The organism is Micromonospora sp. WMMD1082 (assembly GCF_029626175.1).
Classification (GTDB): Bacteria; Actinomycetota; Actinomycetes; order Mycobacteriales; family Micromonosporaceae; genus Micromonospora.
In genome coordinates this window covers 7,384,780-7,405,869 of sequence record NZ_JARUBM010000002.1, presented here as the reverse complement: position 1 = coordinate 7,405,869, position 21,090 = coordinate 7,384,780, and the positions used below count along the sequence as shown (strand labels likewise).

The 21,090-nt window shown below is 71.3% G+C and carries 18 protein-coding genes; 8 read left to right on the top strand and 10 right to left on the bottom strand.

The window, feature by feature from the left end; all coding sequences use genetic code 11:
• Positions 1-109 precede the first annotated feature (109 nt).
• Positions 110-256, top strand: a complete 147-nt coding sequence (locus O7615_RS34100; protein ID WP_278181907.1) for a hypothetical protein — start codon at positions 110-112, stop codon at positions 254-256.
• On the opposite strand, the gene O7615_RS34095 is transcribed toward O7615_RS34100, so the two are convergent.
• Positions 245-2,404: a glycogen debranching N-terminal domain-containing protein gene (locus O7615_RS34095; protein WP_278181906.1), complete on the bottom strand. Its 2,160-nt coding sequence runs from the start codon at positions 2,402-2,404 to the stop codon at positions 245-247. The two genes, O7615_RS34100 and O7615_RS34095, sit on opposite strands and share 12 nt — an antisense overlap.
• A gap of 150 nt (positions 2,405-2,554) precedes the next feature.
• Positions 2,555-3,238, bottom strand: a complete 684-nt coding sequence (locus O7615_RS34090) for a class I SAM-dependent methyltransferase (protein WP_278181905.1) — start codon at positions 3,236-3,238, stop codon at positions 2,555-2,557.
• Between the two features lie 20 nt (positions 3,239-3,258).
• On the opposite strand from O7615_RS34090, the gene O7615_RS34085 reads away from it, so the two are divergent.
• A complete protein-coding gene (locus O7615_RS34085; RefSeq protein WP_278181904.1) occupies positions 3,259-3,585 on the top strand; it encodes a metalloregulator ArsR/SmtB family transcription factor in 327 nt (108 codons plus the stop codon).
• On the top strand, positions 3,585-3,971 hold the full coding sequence (locus O7615_RS34080; RefSeq protein ID WP_278181902.1) for a VOC family protein: 387 nt from the start codon (positions 3,585-3,587) through the stop codon (positions 3,969-3,971). Before O7615_RS34085 ends, O7615_RS34080 begins: the two co-directional genes overlap by 1 nt.
• A gap of 16 nt (positions 3,972-3,987) precedes the next feature.
• Here O7615_RS34080 and O7615_RS34075 read toward each other — a convergent pair whose 3' ends face one another.
• The 3 genes from O7615_RS34075 to O7615_RS34065 form a co-directional block, all read right to left on the bottom strand.
• A complete protein-coding gene (locus O7615_RS34075; RefSeq protein ID WP_278181901.1) occupies positions 3,988-4,659 on the bottom strand; it encodes a polysaccharide deacetylase family protein in 672 nt (223 codons plus the stop codon).
• A gap of 95 nt (positions 4,660-4,754) precedes the next feature.
• Complete coding sequence (locus tag O7615_RS34070; protein ID WP_278181900.1) at positions 4,755-5,930, bottom strand: endo-1,4-beta-xylanase; 1,176 nt, start codon at positions 5,928-5,930, stop codon at positions 4,755-4,757.
• A gap of 328 nt (positions 5,931-6,258) precedes the next feature.
• A complete protein-coding gene (locus O7615_RS34065; RefSeq protein WP_278181899.1) occupies positions 6,259-7,881 on the bottom strand; it encodes a glycoside hydrolase family 43 protein in 1,623 nt (540 codons plus the stop codon).
• A 257-nt stretch (positions 7,882-8,138) separates the two neighbouring features.
• Between O7615_RS34065 and O7615_RS34060 the strand changes: the two genes are divergently transcribed.
• From O7615_RS34060 to O7615_RS34045, 4 genes are all read left to right on the top strand, one after another.
• Entirely contained in the window at positions 8,139-9,431 is a 1,293-nt protein-coding gene (locus tag O7615_RS34060) for an extracellular solute-binding protein (RefSeq protein WP_278181898.1), read from the top strand.
• Between the two features lie 35 nt (positions 9,432-9,466).
• Positions 9,467-10,486, top strand: a complete 1,020-nt coding sequence (locus O7615_RS34055; protein WP_278181897.1) for a LacI family DNA-binding transcriptional regulator — start codon at positions 9,467-9,469, stop codon at positions 10,484-10,486.
• 148 nt (positions 10,487-10,634) lie between these two features.
• The gene (locus tag O7615_RS34050; RefSeq protein ID WP_278181896.1) at positions 10,635-11,651 is read left to right on the top strand and encodes a LacI family DNA-binding transcriptional regulator; all 1,017 of its coding nucleotides are present in this window, start codon (positions 10,635-10,637) and stop codon (positions 11,649-11,651) included.
• 332 nt (positions 11,652-11,983) lie between these two features.
• Complete coding sequence (locus O7615_RS34045) at positions 11,984-13,012, top strand: NAD-dependent epimerase/dehydratase family protein (RefSeq protein WP_278181895.1); 1,029 nt, start codon at positions 11,984-11,986, stop codon at positions 13,010-13,012.
• A 52-nt stretch (positions 13,013-13,064) separates the two neighbouring features.
• On the opposite strand, the gene O7615_RS34040 is transcribed toward O7615_RS34045, so the two are convergent.
• The gene (locus O7615_RS34040) at positions 13,065-14,039 is read right to left on the bottom strand and encodes a nitroreductase (protein WP_278181894.1); all 975 of its coding nucleotides are present in this window, start codon (positions 14,037-14,039) and stop codon (positions 13,065-13,067) included.
• 168 nt (positions 14,040-14,207) lie between these two features.
• Here O7615_RS34040 and O7615_RS34035 point away from each other — a divergent pair, with 168 nt between their 5' ends.
• Positions 14,208-14,846, top strand: coding sequence for a response regulator transcription factor (locus O7615_RS34035; protein WP_278181893.1), 639 nt, complete (start codon positions 14,208-14,210; stop codon positions 14,844-14,846).
• Between the two features lie 10 nt (positions 14,847-14,856).
• Here O7615_RS34035 and O7615_RS34030 read toward each other — a convergent pair whose 3' ends face one another.
• The 4 genes from O7615_RS34030 to O7615_RS34015 form a co-directional block, all read right to left on the bottom strand.
• Positions 14,857-16,530: a GAF domain-containing sensor histidine kinase gene (locus tag O7615_RS34030; protein ID WP_278182338.1), complete on the bottom strand. Its 1,674-nt coding sequence runs from the start codon at positions 16,528-16,530 to the stop codon at positions 14,857-14,859.
• 95 nt (positions 16,531-16,625) lie between these two features.
• A complete protein-coding gene (locus O7615_RS34025) occupies positions 16,626-17,660 on the bottom strand; it encodes a nitroreductase (protein WP_278182337.1) in 1,035 nt (344 codons plus the stop codon).
• A 115-nt stretch (positions 17,661-17,775) separates the two neighbouring features.
• The gene (locus O7615_RS34020) at positions 17,776-18,681 is read right to left on the bottom strand and encodes a universal stress protein (protein WP_278181892.1); all 906 of its coding nucleotides are present in this window, start codon (positions 18,679-18,681) and stop codon (positions 17,776-17,778) included.
• Positions 18,682-18,691: 10 nt separating this feature from the next.
• Positions 18,692-21,085, bottom strand: coding sequence for a phosphoketolase family protein (locus O7615_RS34015; protein ID WP_278181891.1), 2,394 nt, complete (start codon positions 21,083-21,085; stop codon positions 18,692-18,694).
• Positions 21,086-21,090 lie beyond the last annotated feature (5 nt).

The window sequence follows — 21,090 nt, the reverse complement described above, 5'->3', positions numbered from 1 at the left end:
TCCGTACGTCTGCCTGGCCGGCGTCGCGCTCGCCTCGGCCGAGGACGATCAGGAGCGTGCGGCGCGGCTGATCGGTGCGGCGGATGCCGCGTTCGCGGTGCTTGGCCAGGTGCCGGATCCCGACGACGCGGCCGACCTCGACAGGGCACGCGCCGCGGCGATCGACGCGCTCGGCCCCGCAGCCTTCCGCACGGCGTACGCACAGGGCCAGCTCCTCGACCCGCGTACGGCCCTCGCCGGTGGTTCAGGGGGCTAGGCGGATGTAGGACTGGGTGGTGGTCGCCTCGATGTCCCACCGTGAGCCGAAGGCCGACACGTTCGTCATCCGGATCCGTCCGATCTCGGGCGGGATCTCGGGGTCGAGGGTGAGCTGATGGTTCCTGGGTTCCGTGCCGAGCAGTGTGCGGAGGAAGAGCAGCGGTGCGCCGCTGGCCCAGGCCTGCGGGTTGCAGGCGGTCGGATAGGGAACGGGGGCGCGCCCGAAGGACCGGTCGTAGCCGGAGAAGGCCTCGGGAAGACGGCATCCGGAGAACTGTGCGGCGTCGAGCATGGCCGTGACGATCCGGTTGGCTTCCTGGCGGAAGCCGTACCGGGCGAGGCCACAGGCGATGATCGAGTTGTCATGCGGCCAGACGGTGCCTCGGTGATAGCCGATGGGGTTGTAGGCGGGGTCGTCGGTGGCGGTGGTGCGGACGCCCCAGCCGGAGAAGAGGCGGTCGGACATGAGCTGGCCGGCGACGATGGCGGCGCGTTCGGTGGGCACGATGCCGCTCCAGAGCAGGTGGCCCTGATTGGAGGTCATCATGTCGATCTGTCGGTTGTCACCGTCGAGGCCGAGGGCGTAGTAACCGCCGCGGTCGTCGATCCAGAAGTCACGGTTGAACCGGTCGCGGAGGTCCGCGGCTTCGCTACGGAGTCGCCGGGCGAGGGAGGGGTCGTCGAGCGGACCGTCGGCGAGTTCGGCGAAGCGGAGCTTGGCGTCGTACGTGTAGCCCTGGATCTCACAGGTGGAGATGGGCAGGACAGGCATGGCGCCGGTGGAGAACAGGACACCGTCCCAGGAGTCGCGCCAGCACTGGTTGCCGAGCCCCTGGGGTGAGCGGGTGGCATATTCGACGTAGCCGTCGTTGTTGCGGTCGCCGTACTCGTCTATCCAGCGCAGGGCGGCGTAGGCGTTGTCGCGGAGGCCCTGGACGAACTGGTCGTCGCCGGTCCAGCGCCAGTACTCGGAGAGCAGGATCAGCCACAGTTGGGTGGCGTCCGCCGTGCCGTAGTACGGCTTGTGGGGTTTGAGGCCGAGCTTGGTCAGCTCACCTGACCGGTACTCGTGCAGGATCTTGCCCGGTTCCTCGTCGGTGAAGTCGTCACACTCGGTGCCCTGATGCCCGGCGAGGGCGAGAAGGGCGCCGCGGGCCAGATCCGGCCCGCCACCCATCGTCTGGTACGCGGTGATCAGCGTGTCCCGGCCGAAGATGGTGAGGAACCACGGCAACCCGGCCGACAACAGGACGACGGTTTCGTTCTCCAGGCGGATCTCGGTTCGCAGGGCAGTCAGGTCCAGGGCCGACTTGTGGTACACGTCGCGCAGCAGGTCAGAGTCTGACTGCAGGACCGGTTTGGCGTGCTCCCAACGGACGAGAGGGTCGTCCTGCTCGACGTCGAAGGCCTCGCCGAAGCCTCGCTCCGCCGGCCCGATCTGCACCTCGTCGTAGTGCAGCGGGACCTGCAGGTCACACCGCCACTCCTGGTTGGGCGCCAGGTGCAGCTCCCACACCAGAACGTCCCCGTCCACCTGATCGGCCGGCGGATCCGCCAGGACCCGCGTACGGACCTCGAAGGTGCCGTTACGGTAGGTGAATTCCAGCCGCGACCCATCACGGGCATGTGACCGGGTGATCTGGTGGGAACGGTCCCGGACGGTCTCCTTGATCTCGAACAGGTCCGCGAAGTCGGTACCCACCGCCAACCGCAGCTGGATCGATACCGGCTCCCCGGCGTACGACTGCAGTTCGAGACGCTCGTGCATGCCATTGCTGATGAACCGCTGCCGGCGTACCCCGATGGCGTTGGCCTGTAGGCCGGGAAGTTCGGGACTGGCCACGAAGAACGCCGCCGAGTAGTCCTCGACCGTGCCGGAACTCAGGACGAGCAGGGGCGACCCGCAGATCGTGAGTACCCACCGGTTCAGCAGGCGGGTGTCGTTGTGCACCAGCCCGCCGATCGAGCCCGCCGGCACGTCCCCGGCGGCGTTGGAGAAGACGAACGTCCGGCGGTCGAGCACGCCCACCGCATCCGGCCCCAGCTCCGGCGGCAGATTCCGTACCGTCTCGCTGGGTATGTCGCCTGGACGCGTCGCCTGGGGCATTGGATCGGCCGGCGTGGGCCGACGAGCCTCGTTCGCCACGGCACACCTTCCGACGAGGAGAGAATGACGGGACGTGCGAGAGCCTTACAGCTCACGGTAACTCCATCCGCCGACTGCGGATGCGCGAACCGCATAGTGGGGCCACTCCGGTCGCCGGTCCGCCAGGTGCGGACGAGAGCCGCCGCCCGCTCACCGGTGGGCGAAGACGAAGGCGCCCTCGATGTCGGGCGCCGGGTGGTGCACCAGCTCCGCCTCGACGGTGAACCCGGCCGCCGCAAGCCACGCGGCGACCCGGTCCGGCCGGCGATGATGGACGTAGACGTTCATCGGGTGGCCGCCGTAGCCCTCGGTCTTGAGTCGGCTGCCGTCGCCGCAGTGGAAGCCGAGCAGCACGACCCCGCCGGGCCGCAGGACCCGGTGGAACTCCGCGAGGGCGGTGGGCACCTCGTCGTCGGGGACGTGGATCAGGGAGAACCAGGCGAGGATTCCGGTCAGGGAGCCGTCGGCGATGTCGAGGCCGGTCATGGAGCCGACCTCGAAGCGCAGGCCGGGATGGTCACGGCGGGCCACGTCGATCATCCCGGGCGACAGGTCGACGCCGAACGCGTCCAGGCCGATGCGGTGCAGGTGGGCGGTGATCCGGCCGGGACCGCAGCCGATGTCGGCAACCGGCCCGTTGCCCTGGGCGCGGACGAGTTCGGCGAACAGCGCCAGGATGCCCCGCTGGAACGGCTCGCGGGCGAGAGCATCGCGCAGCACCTCGGCGTAGCTGACCGCGACGGTGTCGTACGAGGTGCGCGTGTCGTCGAGCCAGCCGGGAACCTGCACGCGAGCACGGTAGCCCAACGCCGCCAGGCTTGATAGGCAAGTCATTACTTGCCTATCATCGAGCCGTGGGTGACGACGCCGAACCTCCGCCCGACGTCGGCGAGGGCGAGGGCGACATCTTCAAGGCCCTGGCCGACCCGACCCGGAGGAGGATCCTCGACGAACTGGCCGAGCGCGACGGCCAGACGCTGTTCGAGATCTGCGCGCGACTGACCATGAAGTACCAGCTCGGCTCGTCCCGGCAGGCGATCTCCCAGCACCTGGAGGTGCTGGCCAGGGCCGGCCTGGTCACCAGCCACCGCGAGGGCCGCTACAAGTTCCACCACATCGACACCGCACCCCTGCAACGCCTTACCGATCGATGGCGCCACCGCCGAACGAGGGAGAACTGATGCGCATCAATCTCACCAGTGTTCTGGTCCACGACCAGGACGAGGCCCTGCGGTTCTACACCGAGGTGCTGGGCTTCGTGAAGAAGACCGAGGTCCCGCTCGGCGAGGCCCGCTGGCTCACGGTCGTCTCGCCCGACGATCCGGACGGCTGCGAGTTGCTGCTCGAACCGGACCAGCACCCGGCGGCCAAGCCGTGGAAGGAGGCCCTGGTCAACGACGGCATCCCGTACACGTCCTTCGCCGTCGAGGACGTCGCCGCGGAGTTCGAACGACTGCGCGGCCTGGGCGTACGGTTCACCCAGGCGCCGTTGCAGATGGGCACGGTCACCACCGCGGTCTTCGACGACACGTGCGGCAACCTGATCCAGATCGCGCAGGCCGGCTGACCGGCGGCCCGCGGTCTCAGCTGGCGAGCCGGTCGTCGGGCAGGGTGAACCGCCAGCCGCTGGCGCGGAGCACCGGGATCGCCCGGTCGACGGCGTCGACGGTCTGGCTCCGGTCCCCGCCGCCGTCGTGCAACAGCACCACCGCGCCCGGCACGACGCCCTCGGTGAGGCGACGCAGCAGCTCGTCGGTGCCGGGTGGTTCCCAGTCGGCCACCTCCAGCCGCCAACCCATCGGCCGCATCCCGAGAGCGGTCGCCACGGTGGGGGTCTGACCCCAGGCGCCGTACGGTGCCCGGAAGTAGGGGACGCGGGCCTGCGGCACCGCGTGCCGGACCACCGCGTTGGTTTCCAGCAGGTCCGAGGCGATCCGGCCGGCGGTCCAGGCGCTCATGTTGTCGTGGTGCATCCCGTGGTTGCCCAGCGCGTGCCCGGCCGCGGCGATCCGGCGTACCACCTCGGGGTGCTCGATGACGCGGTCGCCCTGGAGGAAGAAGACCGCCCGGACGCGATGGGCCGCCAGGATGTCGAGCAGGCGCGGGGTGTGCACCGGGTGCGGCCCGTCGTCGAAGGTGAGGCACACGACGTGGTCGGAGCCGACCACCTCGGCGGGGCGTACCGGTGGAGGCTCGGTGCGCTGCCCGGACGCGGCGGGATGCGGGAGGCGCAGGGGCTGGGCGGTGGACGACATCGGTCGGACCTTCCGGTGGTGGGCCGTGTGGGGCGGGCCGACGCCCCACACGGCCCGGTGGTGGTGGGTGGGTGGTCCGCCCGCCGCGACGAGCGTCAGCGGCGGGGCTTGGGTGCGATGCGCGGCAGGACGTACGGCGGGCCGGCGAAGATCAGGTCGGACTTGATCTCGTAGTACGCCCGCTTGGGCTGGAAGTTCTCGTCGTAGATGGTGGCCAGGCCCTCGGGCGGGTCGTTGAACCAGCTCGGTACCCAGGAGTACTTGTCGCTGAAGCCCCAGACGGTGTACGACAGGCAGCTGCGTACGGCGAGGCACGCCTTCAACAGCACGCTGAAGTTCGCGGCCGACGCCTGCAACCGGGGGTTGATCTCCGCCTCGTCGCCAGCCTGGACGGCCTCGGTCAGCTGGCTGCGGACGTCGACCTCGGTGAACGCGGTCACGAGCCCGAGCGCGCCGAACTTCTTCAGCGCGGCGGCCACCTGGAGGGTGTCGTAGTTGCCGTACTGGGTGCCCAGGTGGCCCTGGCTGCCGATGCCGTCGATCGGGACGCGCTGGGCGAGCAGCCGCTTGGCCATGTCGTAGACGAACTGCGTCTTGTCGTCCGCCGGGTCACCCGAGCCGAACGCCTCGATGTTGTAGTCGTTGTAGAACAGCAGCGCCTTGGGGTCGGCGGCGCGCGCCCAGCGGAACGCGTCGGCGATGTAGTCGGGCCCGAGGTGCTGGGCCCAGAACCCCTTGTAGTGCAGGGTGGGTGGGTTGTCCCACGGGTCGCTGACCGCCTCGTTGATCACATCCCACTGCGAGATCTTGCCCTGGTACCGGCTGACCACGGTGGTGATGTGCTTGCGCAGCAGCTCACGCAGCTCCTGCCTGCTGATGGAGCCGTCGGCCACGCCGCTGGTCAGCCAGGTCGGCAGCTGGTTCTGCCACACCAGTACGTGGCCACGCACGCTCTGCCTGTTGCGCTTGGCGAAGTCGACGAGCTGGTCGGCCGGGCCCCAGTTGTAGTTGCCGCGGGTGGGCTCCAGGCTCTCCCACTTCATCACGTTCTCCGCGGTCACCGAGGAGAACTCGGTCGCGACGATCTTGCGGTACTGCGGTTCGCTGGCATCGTTGAGGGCGGCCATGTCGACCGCGGTGCCGATCTGCAGACCGTGCCGCAGGCCGAGCTTGGCCAGGCTCTGCGTGGTCGGGTCGTACGGCTTACCGGCGGTGGCCGGCACCGTGTTCAACGCCGCCGCGGTCGCGAAGGCGACCACGCCAACGGTCATCCACCGTCTCCACGTCATCTGCATTCCCTTCGTTATGTATCGACGTAAGTCGATCGCAAGGTGCAGGGTTGGTGCCGGGGCTGAGCAGGATGAAACGATGATCGGCACCGGTGCCGGACGCGTCGGCTCGGGGGCGGGGCCGGGGTCGCGGAAGGCGCCGAAATTTTCCGGATGGCGATCGGTAACTTGGCCGAAACGTTAGGGCCATCGATGGCCGCAGTCAACCACGAAAACTTCCGGAAGCAGGCCGTGTGCCCTGCTGGAGACGCCCCAGGATGGGATCGGAAGATTCCCGATCCGGCAGGTGTGCGCCGGTCGGGCGGGGGATTCAGTGTTCGAGGTAGGTAGCGTGGTCGAAGTCGGCGTAGCGGCCGTCGCCGCCGAGATCCTGTACCCACAAACCGAGGAACGAACCGGTGAAGCCCCAGGCGGCCGGTTCACCGTCGACGATCTGGGCCGCGTGCTCGTCGGACAGGATGGTGGCGTCCAACTCGACCGGCACCTGCTGCCAGCCGTCGCCCAGGTCGTACGCGAAGCGCAGCGCCGGGCCGTCGAAGGTCACCCGCAGGCCGACCCGGCGGGCGCCACCGGTGTCGACGGTGAACTGCGGGTACGCGGTGCGTCGACCGCTGTCGCAGCTGAGCAGCTCCAGCACGGCCCGACCGTCGTCGGCCCGGGTCAGGTAGAGGTAGTGCCAGTTCTGGGTGTTGTAGTAGCCGGCGATCCCGGCCAGGTGCCGGTGGTCGCCCGGGTCGAAGTCGACGGCGGTCTCCAGCGAGCAGTGGGCCGCACCCACCCGCCGCGCCACCAGGCTCGGCGTCTGTCTGCCGACGGGGGACTGGCCACCGTAGACGCGCAGGTGCGACGGGCGGGAGCACAGGTCGATCCAGTCGTCCGTCGCCGGGCGGCGCAGGGTCGACCAGCAGGCGGCCAGCTCCGGGGTGTCGAAGTCGTCGGTGGCCGGCGCGTCGGGCCACGGGTGGGCCGGCAGCTCCGGGGCGGGGATCTCGTCGGCGGGGACGCCGCCGGGGACGCTGGGCCAGCCGCCCGGCGACCAGTCGACCTTCTGCAACGCGGTCTCCCGCCCGAGCACGCAGTTGCCCAGCGGGGTGTAGGGGCGTCCCACCAGGTGGGCGAGGTACCAGTCGCCGTGCTGGGTGCGGACCAGACTGCCGTGGCCGGCCTTCTGCAGGGTGAGGTCGGGCCGGTCGACGGAGGTGAGCAGCGGCCCGGCCGGGTCGACCTCGTACGGCCCGAAGAGGTCCCGCGACCGGGCGACGGTGACCTGGTGCTCCCAGCTGGTGCCGCCCTCGGCGGTGACGAGCCAGTACCAGCCGTCGTGGCGGTAGAGGTGCGGCCCTTCGGTCAGGCCGACCTCGGTACCGGTGAAGATGATGCGAGGGCTGCCGACCAGTTCCCGCCGGACCGGATCGTACTGCTGGATCTCGATGCCGCCGAAGCGGTCGCGTCCCGGCCGCCAGTCGGCGCTCATCCCCAGCAGCCAGGTGGTGCCGTCGTCGTCGTGGAACAGCGCGGCGTCGAAGCCACGCGAGTGCAGCCGCACCGGGTCCGACCACGGGCCGGTCACGGCCGGCGCGGTGGTGAGGAAGTTTTGCGAGTCCCAGTAGCCGCTGGCAAAACTGGCCACGTCGCTGTAGACAAGGTAGAACAGTCCATCGTGGTAGGTGAGGTCAGGGGCCCAGACCCCGTTGGAGTCGCCGCAACCGCGCAGATCGAGTAGGCGGCGTTCCGTGATGATCCCACCGAGCGCGCGCCAGTGCACGAGGTCCTTCGAGTGGTGTACCCGTACCCCCGGATACCACTCGAAGGTCGAGGTGGCGAGGTAGTAGTCGTCGTCGACGCGCAGGATGGACGGGTCCGGATGGAAGCCGGTGAGCACGGGGTTTCGGATCGACCGGGCGGTGGCCACGTCTGCGATCTCGGTCGACATGTTCGACTCCTTCAGGTCCTGATCCCGGTGATTTCCCGGAAAAGAGCGCTCCGGATGCCCCAAGATTCGCTCACGGTATCGGCTGACGTCCCCTCGCGACAGCCCCTTGACCGCCGACGCAAAGGCGTCGTAACGTGCCCGCCATCACATCGAAAATACCGGAACCGAAGCGAAAGTCTCGGTCCGCGATTCCGTAGCACCGCCGATCTTGGGCGGTGCCCTCTCCGCGTACCCTCACCTTCCCGAAGGGATGAACCATGACAGCGCACATCTCCCGCAGGTCGCTGCTGGGTCTGGCCGGCGCCGGTGCCGGCGCCCTCCTGCTCGGCGCCTGCGGGGATGGGGAAAGCGGTGCCTCGGAAGGTCCGCAGAAGATCAACTGGTGGCACGTCCAGGACGCCGAGCCGATGCTGGGGGTCTGGGCAGACATGGCGAAGCAGTACGAGAACACGCACGGTAACGTCACGATCGCGGTGGAGCCGCTGGAGGTCGAGGCCTTCAAGACCAGGCTGAACGGCGCGATCGAGGCGAAGACGCCGCCGGACCTGTTCCAGTCGTGGGGCGGCGGCGCGCTGCGGCAGCAGGTCGAGGCCGGCCTCGTCAAGGACATCACCGAGGACGTCAAGGAGTGGATCGGGCAGCTGCTGCCCGCCTCGGTGCAGCCGTACACGGTGGACGACCGGATCTACGGGATTCCGTTCGACATCGGCATGGTCGGCTTCTGGTACAACCGGGACCACTTCGCCAAGGCCGGCATCGAGACGCCGCCGGCCACCTGGGCCAAGTTGCTGGAGGCCGTCGGCAAGCTCAAGGCGGCCGGCCTCGTGCCGATCGCGCTCGCCGGCAAGGACAAGTGGCCCGGGCACTACTACTGGGCGTACCTCGCGATGCGCATCGGCGGCCTCGAGGAGTTGCAGCGCGCGGCCGAGGACAAGAACTTCAACACCCCGGCCTTCGTCGCCGCCGGCGAGCGGTTCAGGGAACTGCTCGACATGGAGCCGTTCCAGCGGAACTTCCTCCGGGCGGAGTACGGGGCCGAGGGCGGGCAGGCCGCGACGATGGGTAACGAGGGCGCGGCCATGGAGCTGATGGGCCAGTGGGCGCCGTCGGTGCAGGCGTCCTCCTCGACCAGCAAGAGGGGCCTCGGCGACCGGCTCGCCTTCTTCCCCTTCCCGGCCGTCGAGGGCGGCAAGGGATCGGCGACGGACGCGTTCGGCGGCGGCAACGGCTTCGTGGTCGGCCGCGACGCGCCGGCCTCGACGGCGGACTTCCTGCGCACGCTGCTGCAGGCGAAGAACCAGCGCAGGGCCGCCCAGACCGGCGCGGTGCTACCCACCAACCAGGCCGCCACCGGCGGGATCAAGGACGTGAACAACCAGGTCGTGGCCGCCAACCTGGGCATCGCGACCGGCTTCCAGCTCTACCTCGACCAGGCGTTCCCGTCGGTGGTGGGCGGGCAGATCAACGACAGCGTCGCCGAGCTGATCGCCGGTACCAAGGATCCGGCCCAGATCGTCAAGGACATCACCAGGGTCGCGAAGCGGCAGTAACGGGTGTCCGGGACGGGCGAGGAGAGGGAGGACCGATGGCTGCCAACGACAACCGGACAGTGACCATCGCGGCCATCGCGCGCTTGGCCGGCGTGTCGGTGCCGACGGTGTCGCGCGTGATCAATGGTCGTTCGGATGTGGCTCCGCAGACCCGTGAGCGGGTGGAGGAGTTGCTGACGCGGCATGGTTACCGGCGTCGGCCGCCGAGTATGCGGGCGAGTTCCGGGTTGGTGGATCTGGTGTTCAACGATCTGGACAGCCCGTGGGCGGTGGAGATCATTCGTGGTGTGGAGGATGTGGCGCATGCTGCGGGCGTGGGCACGGTCGTCTCCGCCATTCACCGCCGCACCTCCTCCGCCAAGCAGTGGCTCGACAACATCCGGACCCGGTCCACCGAGGGGGTCATCTTCGTGACCTCCACCCTCGAACCGCCGCAGCAGGCGGAGTTGCGCCGGCTCAACATCCCCGCGGTGATCGTCGATCCCGCCGGCGTCCCCGCCCAGGACGCGCCGACCATCGGCGCCACCAACTGGGCGGGGAGCCTGCGGGCGACGGAGTATCTGATCGGTTTGGGGCATCGGCGGATCGGGTTCATCGCCGGGCCGCCGCAGTTGATGTGCAGCCGGGCCCGGATGGACGGCTACCGGGCCGCCCTGGAGACGGCCGGCATCCCGATCGACGACCGGCTGATCCAGGCGGGCAACTTCTACCACGAGGCGGGTTTCTCCGGTGGGGTGCGGTTGTTGGGGTTGACGGAGCCGCCGACGGCGATCTTCGCGTCGAGTGATCAGATGGCGTTGGGGGTGTACGAGGCGGTGCGGCAGCGGGGGTTGCGGGTGCCGGACGACATCAGTGTGGTGGGGTTCGATGATCTGCCGGAGGTGCGGTGGTGTTCGCCGCCGTTGACGACGGTGCGGCAGCCGTTGGCGGAGATGGGGATGTTGGCGGCGCGTACGGTGTTGCGGCTGGCCAGGGGTGAGAAGGTGGAGAGCCCTCGGGTGGAGTTGGCCACCGAACTCGTCATCCGGGACAGCGCGGCGGCGCCCGCGACCTGACCAGGAGTCCCGGGTGTGAACTGCGCCAACTACCGATAGTCGAGTGAAATTTCCGGCACTAGGGTGTGGGCTGGCAGTCGGTTGCCCGTCCCGACCGCCCCGGGTAGTCGTGCGGGCTGTCGCCGTACGGGTTGGGTAGGGGAGTGCCGTGGTTGCCAGAGACACCCGAAGAGTCACCATCTCCGCGATAGCGGACCTCGCCGGGGTGTCGGTGCCGACGGTGTCGCGCGTGATCAATGGTCGTTCGGATGTGGCTCCGCAGACCCGTGAGCGGGTGGAGGAGTTGCTGACGCGGCATGGTTACCGGCGTCGGCCGCCGAGTATGCGGGCGAGTTCCGGGTTGGTGGATCTGGTGTTCAACGATCTGGACAGCCCGTGGGCGGTGGAGATCATTCGTGGTGTGGAGGATGTGGCGCATGCTGCGGGGGTGGGCACGGTCGTCTCCGCGATCCATCGCCGGACCTCCTCCGCCGAGCAGTGGCTCGACGGCATGCGCCGGCGCGGCACCGAGGGCGTCATCTTCGTGACCTCGATGGTGGCGCCGCCCCTGCAGGCCGAGTTGCGCCGGTTGACCATCCCGGTGGTGATCGTCGACGCGGACGGCCTGCCGCCGGGCGAGGCGGTGACCATCGGCGCCACCAACTGGGCGGGCGGCCTGCGGGCGACGGAGTATCTGATCGGTTTGGGGCATCGGCGGATCGGGTTCATCGCCGGGCCGCCGCAGTTGATGTGCAGCCGGGCCCGGATGGACGGCTACCGGGCCGCCCTGGAGGCGGCCGGGTTGTCCTTCGACGAGGATCTCGTGTGCCCCGGAGACTTCTACCACGAGGCGGGGTTCTCCGGTGGGGTGCGGTTGTTGGGGTTGACGGAGCCGCCGACGGCGATCTTCGCGTCGAGTGATCAGATGGCGTTGGGGGTGTACGAGGCGGTGCGGCAGCGGGGGTTGCGGGTGCCGGACGACATCAGTGTGGTGGGGTTCGATGATCTGCCGGAGGTGCGGTGGTGTTCGCCGCCGTTGACGACGGTGCGGCAGCCGTTGGCGGAGATGGGGATGTTGGCGGCGCGTACGGTGTTGCGGCTGGCCAGGGGCGAGAAGGTGGAGAGCCCTCGGGTGGAGTTGGCCACCGAACTCGTCATCCGGGACAGCGTGGCGCCGGCAGCATAGCTGCCTATCGATAATCTTCCGGAAGTTGTTGACGCCCGCGTCCGGCGGGGCAGACGATGGGATGCGCCGTCCTTCGATGAAGGAGCCGGCTGGTGGTGCCCGCCGTGCCCGCGGCACCGCCCGGCCGTGTCCGGCGGACGCCTTCGACGCCCGCCGGGCACGGCACCTACCCGCAAACCACGCAGCCTCTGCGGATCACACGCCCTTCTGCGACTCGCGCCCTTCTGCGACTACGCACCCGTGCGCGGGTCACCGCCGGTTCTGCCGTCGGCAGATCCGCCGAGGGTGAACGAGCCCGCTCGGCGCCGCCGACGGGCGGCAGGCTGTAGCGCATGAGACTTCTCGTGATGGGCGGAACGGGATTCGTGGGCGGGGTGACGGTCGCCGAGGCGGTCCGCCGGGGCTGGTCGGTGACGGTGTTCAACCGAGGGCGGCACGGTGCGCCGCCGGCGGGCGTACGACGGCTGGTCGGCGACCGCACCGCCCCCGACGGGTTGGCCGCGTTGGCCGACGGGGAGTGGGACGTCGTGGTCGACACCTGGGACGGTGCGCCCCGGGTCGCGCGGGCGGCGGCGCGGGAGCTGTCCGACCGGGTCGGGCACTACGTCTACGTTTCCAGCTGCTCCGTCTATGCGCCGCCGGTGCGGGCCGGTGCCACCGAACAGTCCCCGCTGGTCGACGCGGACCCCGACGCCGTCGACGGTGACTACCCGACGCTCAAGGCCGGCGCCGAACAGGCCCTACGGGCGGTCTTCGGCGACCGCGTGCTGCTCGCCCGGGCCGGGCTGATCCTCGGCCCCGGAGAGGACATCGGCCGGCTGCCGTGGTGGCTGCACCGTCTCGCCCGGGGCGGTGACGTGCTCGCGCCCGGCCCCGCCGACCTGCCGGTGCAGTACGTCGACGTCCGCGACCTGGCGACCTTCCTGCTGGACGCCGCAGCCGCCGGGCGGGGCGGAGCGGTCAACGTGGTGAGCCGGACCGGGCACACCACCATGGGGGAGTTGCTGGCCGCCTGCGCCACGGTCACCGGAGCCGGAGCCCGGCTGCGCTGGGCCGATCCGGAGCAGTTGCTCGCCGCAGGCGTGGAACCCTGGAACGATCTGCCGGTCTGGATCCCGCCGGGGCACGCGTACCGGTGGATGCAGCAACTCGACGTCAGTCGCGCGTACGCCGACGGGCTGACCTGCCGGCCGGTGGCCGACACCGTCGCCGACACCTGGGCCTGGCTGCGCCAGGTGGGTGCCGTGCCGGCCCGGGCCGGCCGGCCGGCCCGGGAGCCGGTCGGCCTCGGTCCCGCCCGGGAGGCCGACCTGCTCGCCGCGCTCGCCACCGGCCCGACGATCCCGACGGCGCCCGCCTGACCCGGGCCTCGCCCGCTGCATCGCGGTGCGCCATCGCGGACCGGCCGCCTCCCTACGCCAGGCGTACCGGCAGGTCCAGCACCTCGTCGATCCGGCGGCGGGGGGTGGGCCAGCCAGGCTGGCCGTACCCGATCCGCATCACCATCTGCGGGGTGCCGAACCGCCCCAGCGACATCCGGAGCTGCTCCCGGGCCGTCGGCACCTCGATCGGCTGGGACAGCATCGACACCGACAGCCCGGCCTCGGTGGCGGTCAGCAGCACCCGCTGCAACGCCTGGCCGGCGACGACCTGGTCGACGGCGGTGTTGCCGGCCGACCCGAGCACTGCGACCAGTGGCTCGGGCTCGAAGTCGCGGCCGGGTGCCCGCTGCGCGGTGCCGATGCCGCGCGACGGGAGCAGGTCCTGCGGCTCGGCCTGCGGGCCGCCGGCGGTGGCGGGGATCCCGTCCGGTGCGTGTCCGGTGCGTACCCACGCCTCCCGCTCGGCCCGGTAGGCCGGGTCGCGTTCGAGGACCCGGTGCGCGCCGTGCGCGATCTCGGCGAACGCGTTGACCGCGCTCACCCCGATCAGCAGCTCCAGCCAGCAGTGCTCGGCGCGGGCCGCCTCACCGAGGCGCCAGCGGGAGTCGGCCGGCACCGGGTCGGGCCAGAACGGGGCGCGGTTGCTGAACCGGCGGGGGATCGCCGCGTACAGCTCCTGCTCGACGGGGGTGGGCCGGCGCGGCAGGTCTGGCAGCAGCCGGGCCAGCACGTCGGGTTCCGACGGGTACGGGCGCAGCCGTACCGTCGCCGGTGCGCCCGCCACGGCCAGGGCCAGGCGCAGGTTGAACAGCGCCGCCCCGCCGGCGACGCGGGCGCCCCAGCCGCTCGGGTCGGTGGCGGGCAGCCGCCGGGCCGGGTCGACCAGCACCTCGATCCCGCCGTCGCGCAGCCGGAACCGCCACGGCTGGACGTTGTGCAGCGAAGGTGCACGGATCGCGTCGGTCGCGGCGACCCGCAGCTGCTCGACGGTGTACCCGTTATCCATGATCGTGCCCCCTAGCGCTCGCCCCTCACCACCCCACAGTGCGCCCGCACACCTCCCACCCAGCAGGGCCACACGTCCCGACCCCCCAGGCCCCCTCTCCCACCCGGTTCGAAGGGGTTGGGACTTTCGGCCCGGGTGGGGGAGGGGGCGAGGGGGTAGAAAGGGGGGATGATCCGGGTGTTCCTGCTTGACGACCATGAGGTCGTACGTCGTGGTCTCGCCGACCTGCTGCACGCCAGCGGCGACATAGAGGTGGTCGGCGAGTCCGGCTCCGCCCAGGAGGCGGCGCGCCGGATCCCGGCGCTCCGGCCCGACGTGGCGATCCTCGACGCGCGGCTACCCGACGGCAACGGCATCGACGTGTGCCGGGACGTCCGGGCCGTGGACTCCACGATCAAGGGGCTGATCCTCACCTCGTACGAGGACGACGAGGCGCTGTTCGCGGCGATCATGGCCGGCGCGTCCGGGTACGTGCTCAAGCAGATCCGCGGCACCGACCTGGTCGACGCGGTACGCCGGGTGGCGGCTGGCCAGTCGCTGCTCGACCCGGCGATCACCACCCGGGTGCTGGAACGCATCCGCAGCGGCGTGGAGCAGCCCCGCGAGTTGCAGTCCCTCACCGAGCAGGAGCGGCGGATCCTGGAGTACGTCGCCGAGGGGCTGACCAACCGGGAGATCGCCGGCAAGATGTTCCTGGCCGAGAAGACGGTGAAGAACTACGTCTCCAGCGTGCTGGCCAAGCTCGGGCTGGAGCGGCGTACCCAGGCCGCCGTGCTGGCCACCCGCCTGCTCGGCAAGGCCCACTGACCCCCTGAGGTCAGTCCCGCAGCGGGACGGACCAGTGCAGCTCGGTGCCGTGCGGCGTGACGGGGCGTACCTCGAAGGTGCCGCCGTGGCGCTCGGCACGCTCGCGCAGGTTCACCAGCCCGCCCCGGGCGGTGGCCGGGTCGCACCCCACCCCGTCGTCGGTGACGACCAGGGTGAGCCGGGTGGCGTCGACGGTCACGGCCACCGACACGGCCGACGCCTCGGCGTGGCGTACCGCGTTGGACAGCGCCTCGCGGAGCACGGCGGCGAGGTCGGGACGGATCTCGTCGGGCACGGCGCTGTCGACCGGCCCGGTCAGCTCCAGCCTCGGCCGGAAGCCCAGCGACTCCGCGGCCGCCTCCACCGCGTCGCGGATCTCGGTGCGCAGCGCCGCGCTCATCGGGGTGCGCAGCTCGAAGATGGTGCGGCGGATGTCCTTGATGGTGGTGTCCAGGTCGTCGACCGCAGCGTTGATCCGCTTGGCCACCTCCGGCCGGGTGGCCACCGGCACCGCGCTCTGCAGTTGCAGGCCGGTGGCGAACAGCCGCTGGATGACCACGTCGTGCAGGTCCCGGGCGATCCGCTCGCGATCCTCCAGGACCACCAGCTGCTCCCGTTCCTCCTGGCCACGGGCGCGTTCCATGGCCAACGCGGCCTGCCCGGCGAAGCTGCCCAGCAGGGTCACGTCGTCGTCGGTGACGCCGCCGTGGTCGGCGGCGTGCGCGATCACCAGCACGCCGTGCAGCGTGTCGGCGGTGGCCAGCGGGGAGATCACCGCCGGCCCGGTGTGCAGCACCGCCGGCCAGGGCGCGGCGTGGGCCAGGTCGTCGACCAGGTCGTGCCGGCCCTGGGCCACCGGGCCGGCGAAGCTGGTGTCCACGGTCGGTAGCACCGTGCCGACCAGCGCGCGGGCCTGGGTGCCGGCGCCGTCGACGACCTCCACCGTGAAGTGCTCCGCCTCGTCGTCGTAGAGCAGTACGAGGGCCAGCTCGGCCTGGGCGACCTCCCGGGCGCGGCGCGCCACCAGGGTCAGCGCGTCGGTACGGCGTACCTCGCCGAGCAGCAGCGAGGTGATCTCGGCGGTGGCGGCGAGCCAGCGCTCCCGCCGGTGGGCCAGCGCGTAGAGCCGGGCGTTCTCGATCGCCACGCCGGCCGCCGCCGCGAGCGCCACGACGATCTCCTCGTCGTCGTCGGTGAACTGGGCGCCGCCCTGCTTCTCGGCGAGGTAGAGGTTGCCGAAGACCTGGTCGCGGATGCGTACCGGCACGCCGAGGAAGGTGTGCATCGGTGGGTGGTGCGGCGGGAAGCCGTAGGACTGCGGGTGCTGGGTGATGTCCGGCATCCGCAGCGGCTTCGGGTCGTCGATCAGCAGGCCGAGCACGCCCCGGCCGTGCGGCAGGTCACCGATCTTCGCGTGCAGTTCGGGGGAGATGCCGTGGGTGACGAAGTCGTGCAGCATGCGGTCCGGGCCGATCACGCCGAGCGCGCCGTAGCGGGCGCCGGCCAGATCACAGGCCGACTGCACGATCCGTCGCAGGGTGCTGCGCAGATCCAGGTCGGTGCCGATGCCGACGACCGCGTCGAGCAGTGCCCGCAGCCGTTCCCGGCTGGTGACCACCTCACCGACGCGGTCCAGCATCTCCTGGAGCAGTTCGTCCAGGTGGACTCGGGACAGCGGGCTCAGGCCGAGCGACGGTGGCTCGTGCCGGGGATTGGGTGCGCCGACGGTCACCCGGCGATGCTAACCGGCCGGTGTCGTCGCAGAACGCCCGAGGCCCGCTACGCCGCGTCGCCGGCCACCGCGGAGGTGTCCACCACCTGCTCGCGGGGCAGTCGCGGGGTGTGCGGCGGGCCGGTGTGGGCCGGGTCCGCGACCCCCAGGCGGAGCACGAGGTACGGGTGGCCGAGCCCGGCCAGCGCCTGACGCAGGGTCTGCCGGGTGGCCGGCACCTCCACCACGCCGCTGAGCGGCACCACCGACACGCCCAGCCGGGTGGCGACCAACCAGGCGGCCGACAACGCCTCACCGGCGCGCAGCCAGTCGACCGGCTCGTCCTCGTCGCCGTAGAGCACCGCGTACGACGCCGACTGGTCGTGCCCCGGCCCGACCGGCAGGGTGCCGGGGCGGCCGAAGTCCCGGCCCGGCACGGTGGTCTGTGCGGGCTGCTCCGGCAGCACCTCCGGGGTGAGCCCGGTGCCGCCCGCGCGACTCGTCCAGTACTCCAGCTCCTCGCGCAACCGCGAATCCTCCGCCTCCACCGTGGCGGCGTGCGAGGCGGCGGCCGCCAGCTGGAGGACCTGGTCGCGGTCGAGGATCTCCAGACGGCCGCCCTCTCCGCCGGCTGCCGACGCGATGGCGTTCAGCGCGTCGCCCGGAACCGGCTCGTCGCTGACCGGCCGCCGGTCGGTGTGCCGCACCTGCATGCACTGCACCATCCGCATCGCGTCCGGATCGGCACCGGCGGGCTGGGGGTCGGTCAGTCGGGCGAGCAGGTCCGCCTCGGCCGGGTCGGGCAGCCGCCGGACCGTCGCCGCCCAACCCTCGGCGGCCAGCGCCAGGCGGGCGTGGTGCAGCGCCACGCCGCAGCTGAGGGTGATCAGCTCTCCCTCCGGGTCCGTGGCGGCCAACCGGGGGTCGCGCACCACCCGCAGCTCCAGCGCGTCGGGGAGCACCCGCCAGCGCCACGGCTGGCTGTTGTGCACCGACGGCGCGTGGCCGGCCATCGCGGCGGCCTCCGCGAGGGCGGTGGTCAGCGGGCGGTGCGTAGCCGGCGACTGGTGGCTCATCCTCACGACCTTTCCATCTCTGCCCATGGTGCCGCACATCGGTACGGCCGTGGGCCGGGTCCGGTTCATCGTGCGCCACCGGCGGGCGGCGCGCCCGACCCGCAGGCCCCGACCCGGGCGGGACCTGCGGTGCGGATCCCGGTCAGCGTTCCCGGACGACCGCCACCGGGCAGTGCGCGTGCTGGATGAGCTGCTGGCTGACCGAGCCGAGCAGCATGCCCCGCAGCCCACCGAGCCCCCGGGTGCCGACGACGACCAACTGCGCGTTACGGCTGGCGTCGATCAGCAGGCCGGCGGGGGCGGCGGCGGCCGTCTCGACGGTTATCTCGACCTCGGGGAAGCTGTCCCGCCAGCGGCGCACGGACTCCTCCACCTCGGCGGCGTGCTCGGCGGCCACCGCGTCGCGGGCCTGCTCGGCGAGGAGGCTCCACTGGTCGCGCCGGGGCTGCCAGGCCCGCACCACGTGCAGCGGTACCCGGCGCAGCGCCGCCTGCTCGACCGCGAAGCCGAGGGCCAGCAGCGAGTGCTCCGAGCCGTCCACGCCGACCGCCACGTGCCCGGCCCGGGCACCCTCGGCCGACCGGTTGCGGACCACCACCACCGGGCAGTGGGCATGCGCGGTGACGGCGACGGCGGTCGAGCCGGCGAGCAGGCCGGCGAAGCCGCCCTGTCCACGGCTGCCCAGCACCAGCAGGCCGGCCCGCGCCGAGCCATCCTCCAGCATCACGGCCGGCGGGCCGTCCAGCACCTCCCCGCGTACGGTCAGGTCGGGGTGCGTGGCCGCGGCGTCGGCCGCCGCCTTGACGACCAGTTCCTCGACCTGCCGCCGGGCCTTCTCGTCGGGCCACATCCCGGGCGTCATGCCCGGGCCGACCCAGCCGGCCACGGTCAGCCATTCGAAGACGTACGCCAGCCGGACCGGCCGGCCGTCCCGTCGCGCCTGATCCAGCGCCCACTCCAGCGCCGCTGCCGCATCCGGCGAGCCGTCGTAGCCCACCAGGATCTCCGCGCCGCTCCGGCCGGAATCCACTCGTTGACCCTCGCTCACGGCTGCCTCCTCAGGGGTTGGTCTGGTCGGTCTCGCGGACCCAGCGCCACTCGGCCACCCGGGGATCGTCCTCGCCGTACCGGCGGGTGTAGTCGCGGGCCGACTGGCGGGCGTCGGTCATCTCCTGCCGTAGGTGTGCGGCGCGGGCGGCGAGCCCCGGCACCCGGTCGATCACGTCGATCACGAGGTGGAAGCGGTCCAGGTCGTTGAGCATGACCATGTCGAACGGTGTGGTGGTGGTGCCCTCCTCCTTGTACCCACGAACGTGGAGGTTGTCGTGGTTGGTGCGCCGGTAGGTGAGCCGGTGGATCAGCCACGGGTAGCCGTGGTACGCGAAGATGATCGGCTTGTCCTGCGTGAACAGCGTGTCGAACTCGGAGTCCGGCAGGCCGTGCGGGTGCTCGGTCGCCGGTTGGAGCCGCATCAGGTCGACCACGTTGATCACCCGTACCTTCAGCTCGGGCAGGTGCCGGCGCAGCAGGTCCGCCGCGGCGAGGGTCTCCAGCGTCGGTACGTCCCCGGCGCAGGCGAGCACGACGTCGGGCTCGCTGCCGTCGTCGGTGCTGGCCCAGTCCCAGATGCCCACCCCGCGCCGGCAGTGCGCGACGGCCTCGTCCATGCTCAGCCAGTTGGGCGCGGCCTGCTTGCCGGCCACCACCACGTTGATGTAGTGCCGGCTGCGCAGGCAGTGGTCCATGGTGGAGAGCAGGCTGTTGGCGTCCGGCGGCAGGTAGACCCGGACCACCTCGGCCTTCTTGTTCATCACGTGGTCGATGAAGCCCGGATCCTGGTGCGAGAAGCCGTTGTGGTCCTGCCGCCAGACATGGCTGGAGAGCAGGTAGTTCAGCGATGCGACGGGCAGCCGCCAGGGGATGTCCCGGGTGACCTTCAGCCACTTGGCGTGCTGGTTGACCATCGAGTCGACGATGTGGATGAACGCCTCGTAGCTGGTGAAGATGCCGTGCCGGCCGGTCAGCAGGTAGCCCTCCAGCCAGCCCTGGCACTGGTGCTCGGAGAGGACCTCCATCACCCGCCCGTCGGGGGAGAGGTGGTCGTCGCCGGGCACCGTGCGGGCCATCCAGGCCCGGCCGGTGACCTCGAAGGCCGCCTGGAGCCGGTTGGAGGCGACCTCGTCCGGGCCGAAGAGACGGAAGGTCTGCGGGTTGGCGGCGATCACGTCGCGGACCCACTTGCCCAGCTCGCCGGTGGCGCCGGTGACCGTCGCGCCGGGCCGCGGCACGTCGACGGCGTAGTCGCGGAAGTCCGGCAGGACCAGGTCGCGCAGTACCTCCCCGCCGTTGGTGACCGGGTTGGCGCCCATCCGCCGGTCGCCGGTGGGCGACAGCGCGGCCACCTCGGCGACCGGGGCGCCGGTGGCGTCGAACAACTCCTCCGGCCGGTAGCTGCGCAGCCAGCGCTCCAGCTCGGCCAGGTGCGACGGGTTGCTGCGCACGCCGGACAGCGGCACCTGGTGGGCGTGGTACGTCCCCTCGACCTGCTTGCCGTCGACCTCGCGCGGGCCGGTCCAGCCCTTCGGCGTACGCAGCACGATCATCGGCCAGCGGGGACGCTCGACGGTCGCGCCGGAGCGGGCCCGGCGCTGGATCGCGGCGATCTCGTCGAGCGCCCGGTCCAGGGTGGCCGCGAGGGCCTGGTGCACCGCGGCGGGTTCGTCGCCGGCCACCACGTACGGCTGGTAGCCGTAGCCCCGCATCAGGTCGAGCAGGTCGGACTCGGGGATCCGGTCCAGCACGGTCGGATTGGCGATCTTGTATCCGTTGAGGTGCAGGATGGGCAGCACCGCCCCGTCCCGGGCCGGATTGAGGAAGACGTTGGACAACCAGCTGCCGGCCAACGGCCCGGTCTCCGCCTCGCCGTCGCCGATGACGCAGGCGACCAGCAGGTCCGGGTTGTCGAAGGCGGCGCCGTACGCGTGACTGAGCGCGTACCCCAGCTCGCCGCCCTCGTGGATCGAGCCCGGCACCTCCGCCGCCACATGGCTCGGGATGCCGCCGGGGAAGGAGAACTGGCGGAACAGCTGGGCCATGCCCGCCTCGTCGCGGCCGATGCCGTGGTAGCGCTCGCTCCAGGTGCCCTCCAGCCAGGTGTTCGCCACCAGCGCCGGGCCGCCGTGCCCCGGACCGGTGATGTAGATGGCCGACAGGTCGCGGGCGAGGATGACCCGGTTCAGGTGGGCGTAGATCAGGTTCAGGCCGGGGGAGGTGCCCCAGTGCCCGAGCAGGCGAGGCTTGACGTGCTCGGGGGCCAGCGGTTCGCGCAACAGGGGATTGCCCAGCAGGTAGATCTGCCCGACGGTGAGGTAGTTCGCCGCCCGCCAGTAGGCGTCCAGCCGGCCCAGTTCGTCAGCGGTCAGGGTGCTCTGCAGGTCTACGGCGGTGTCCATACTGC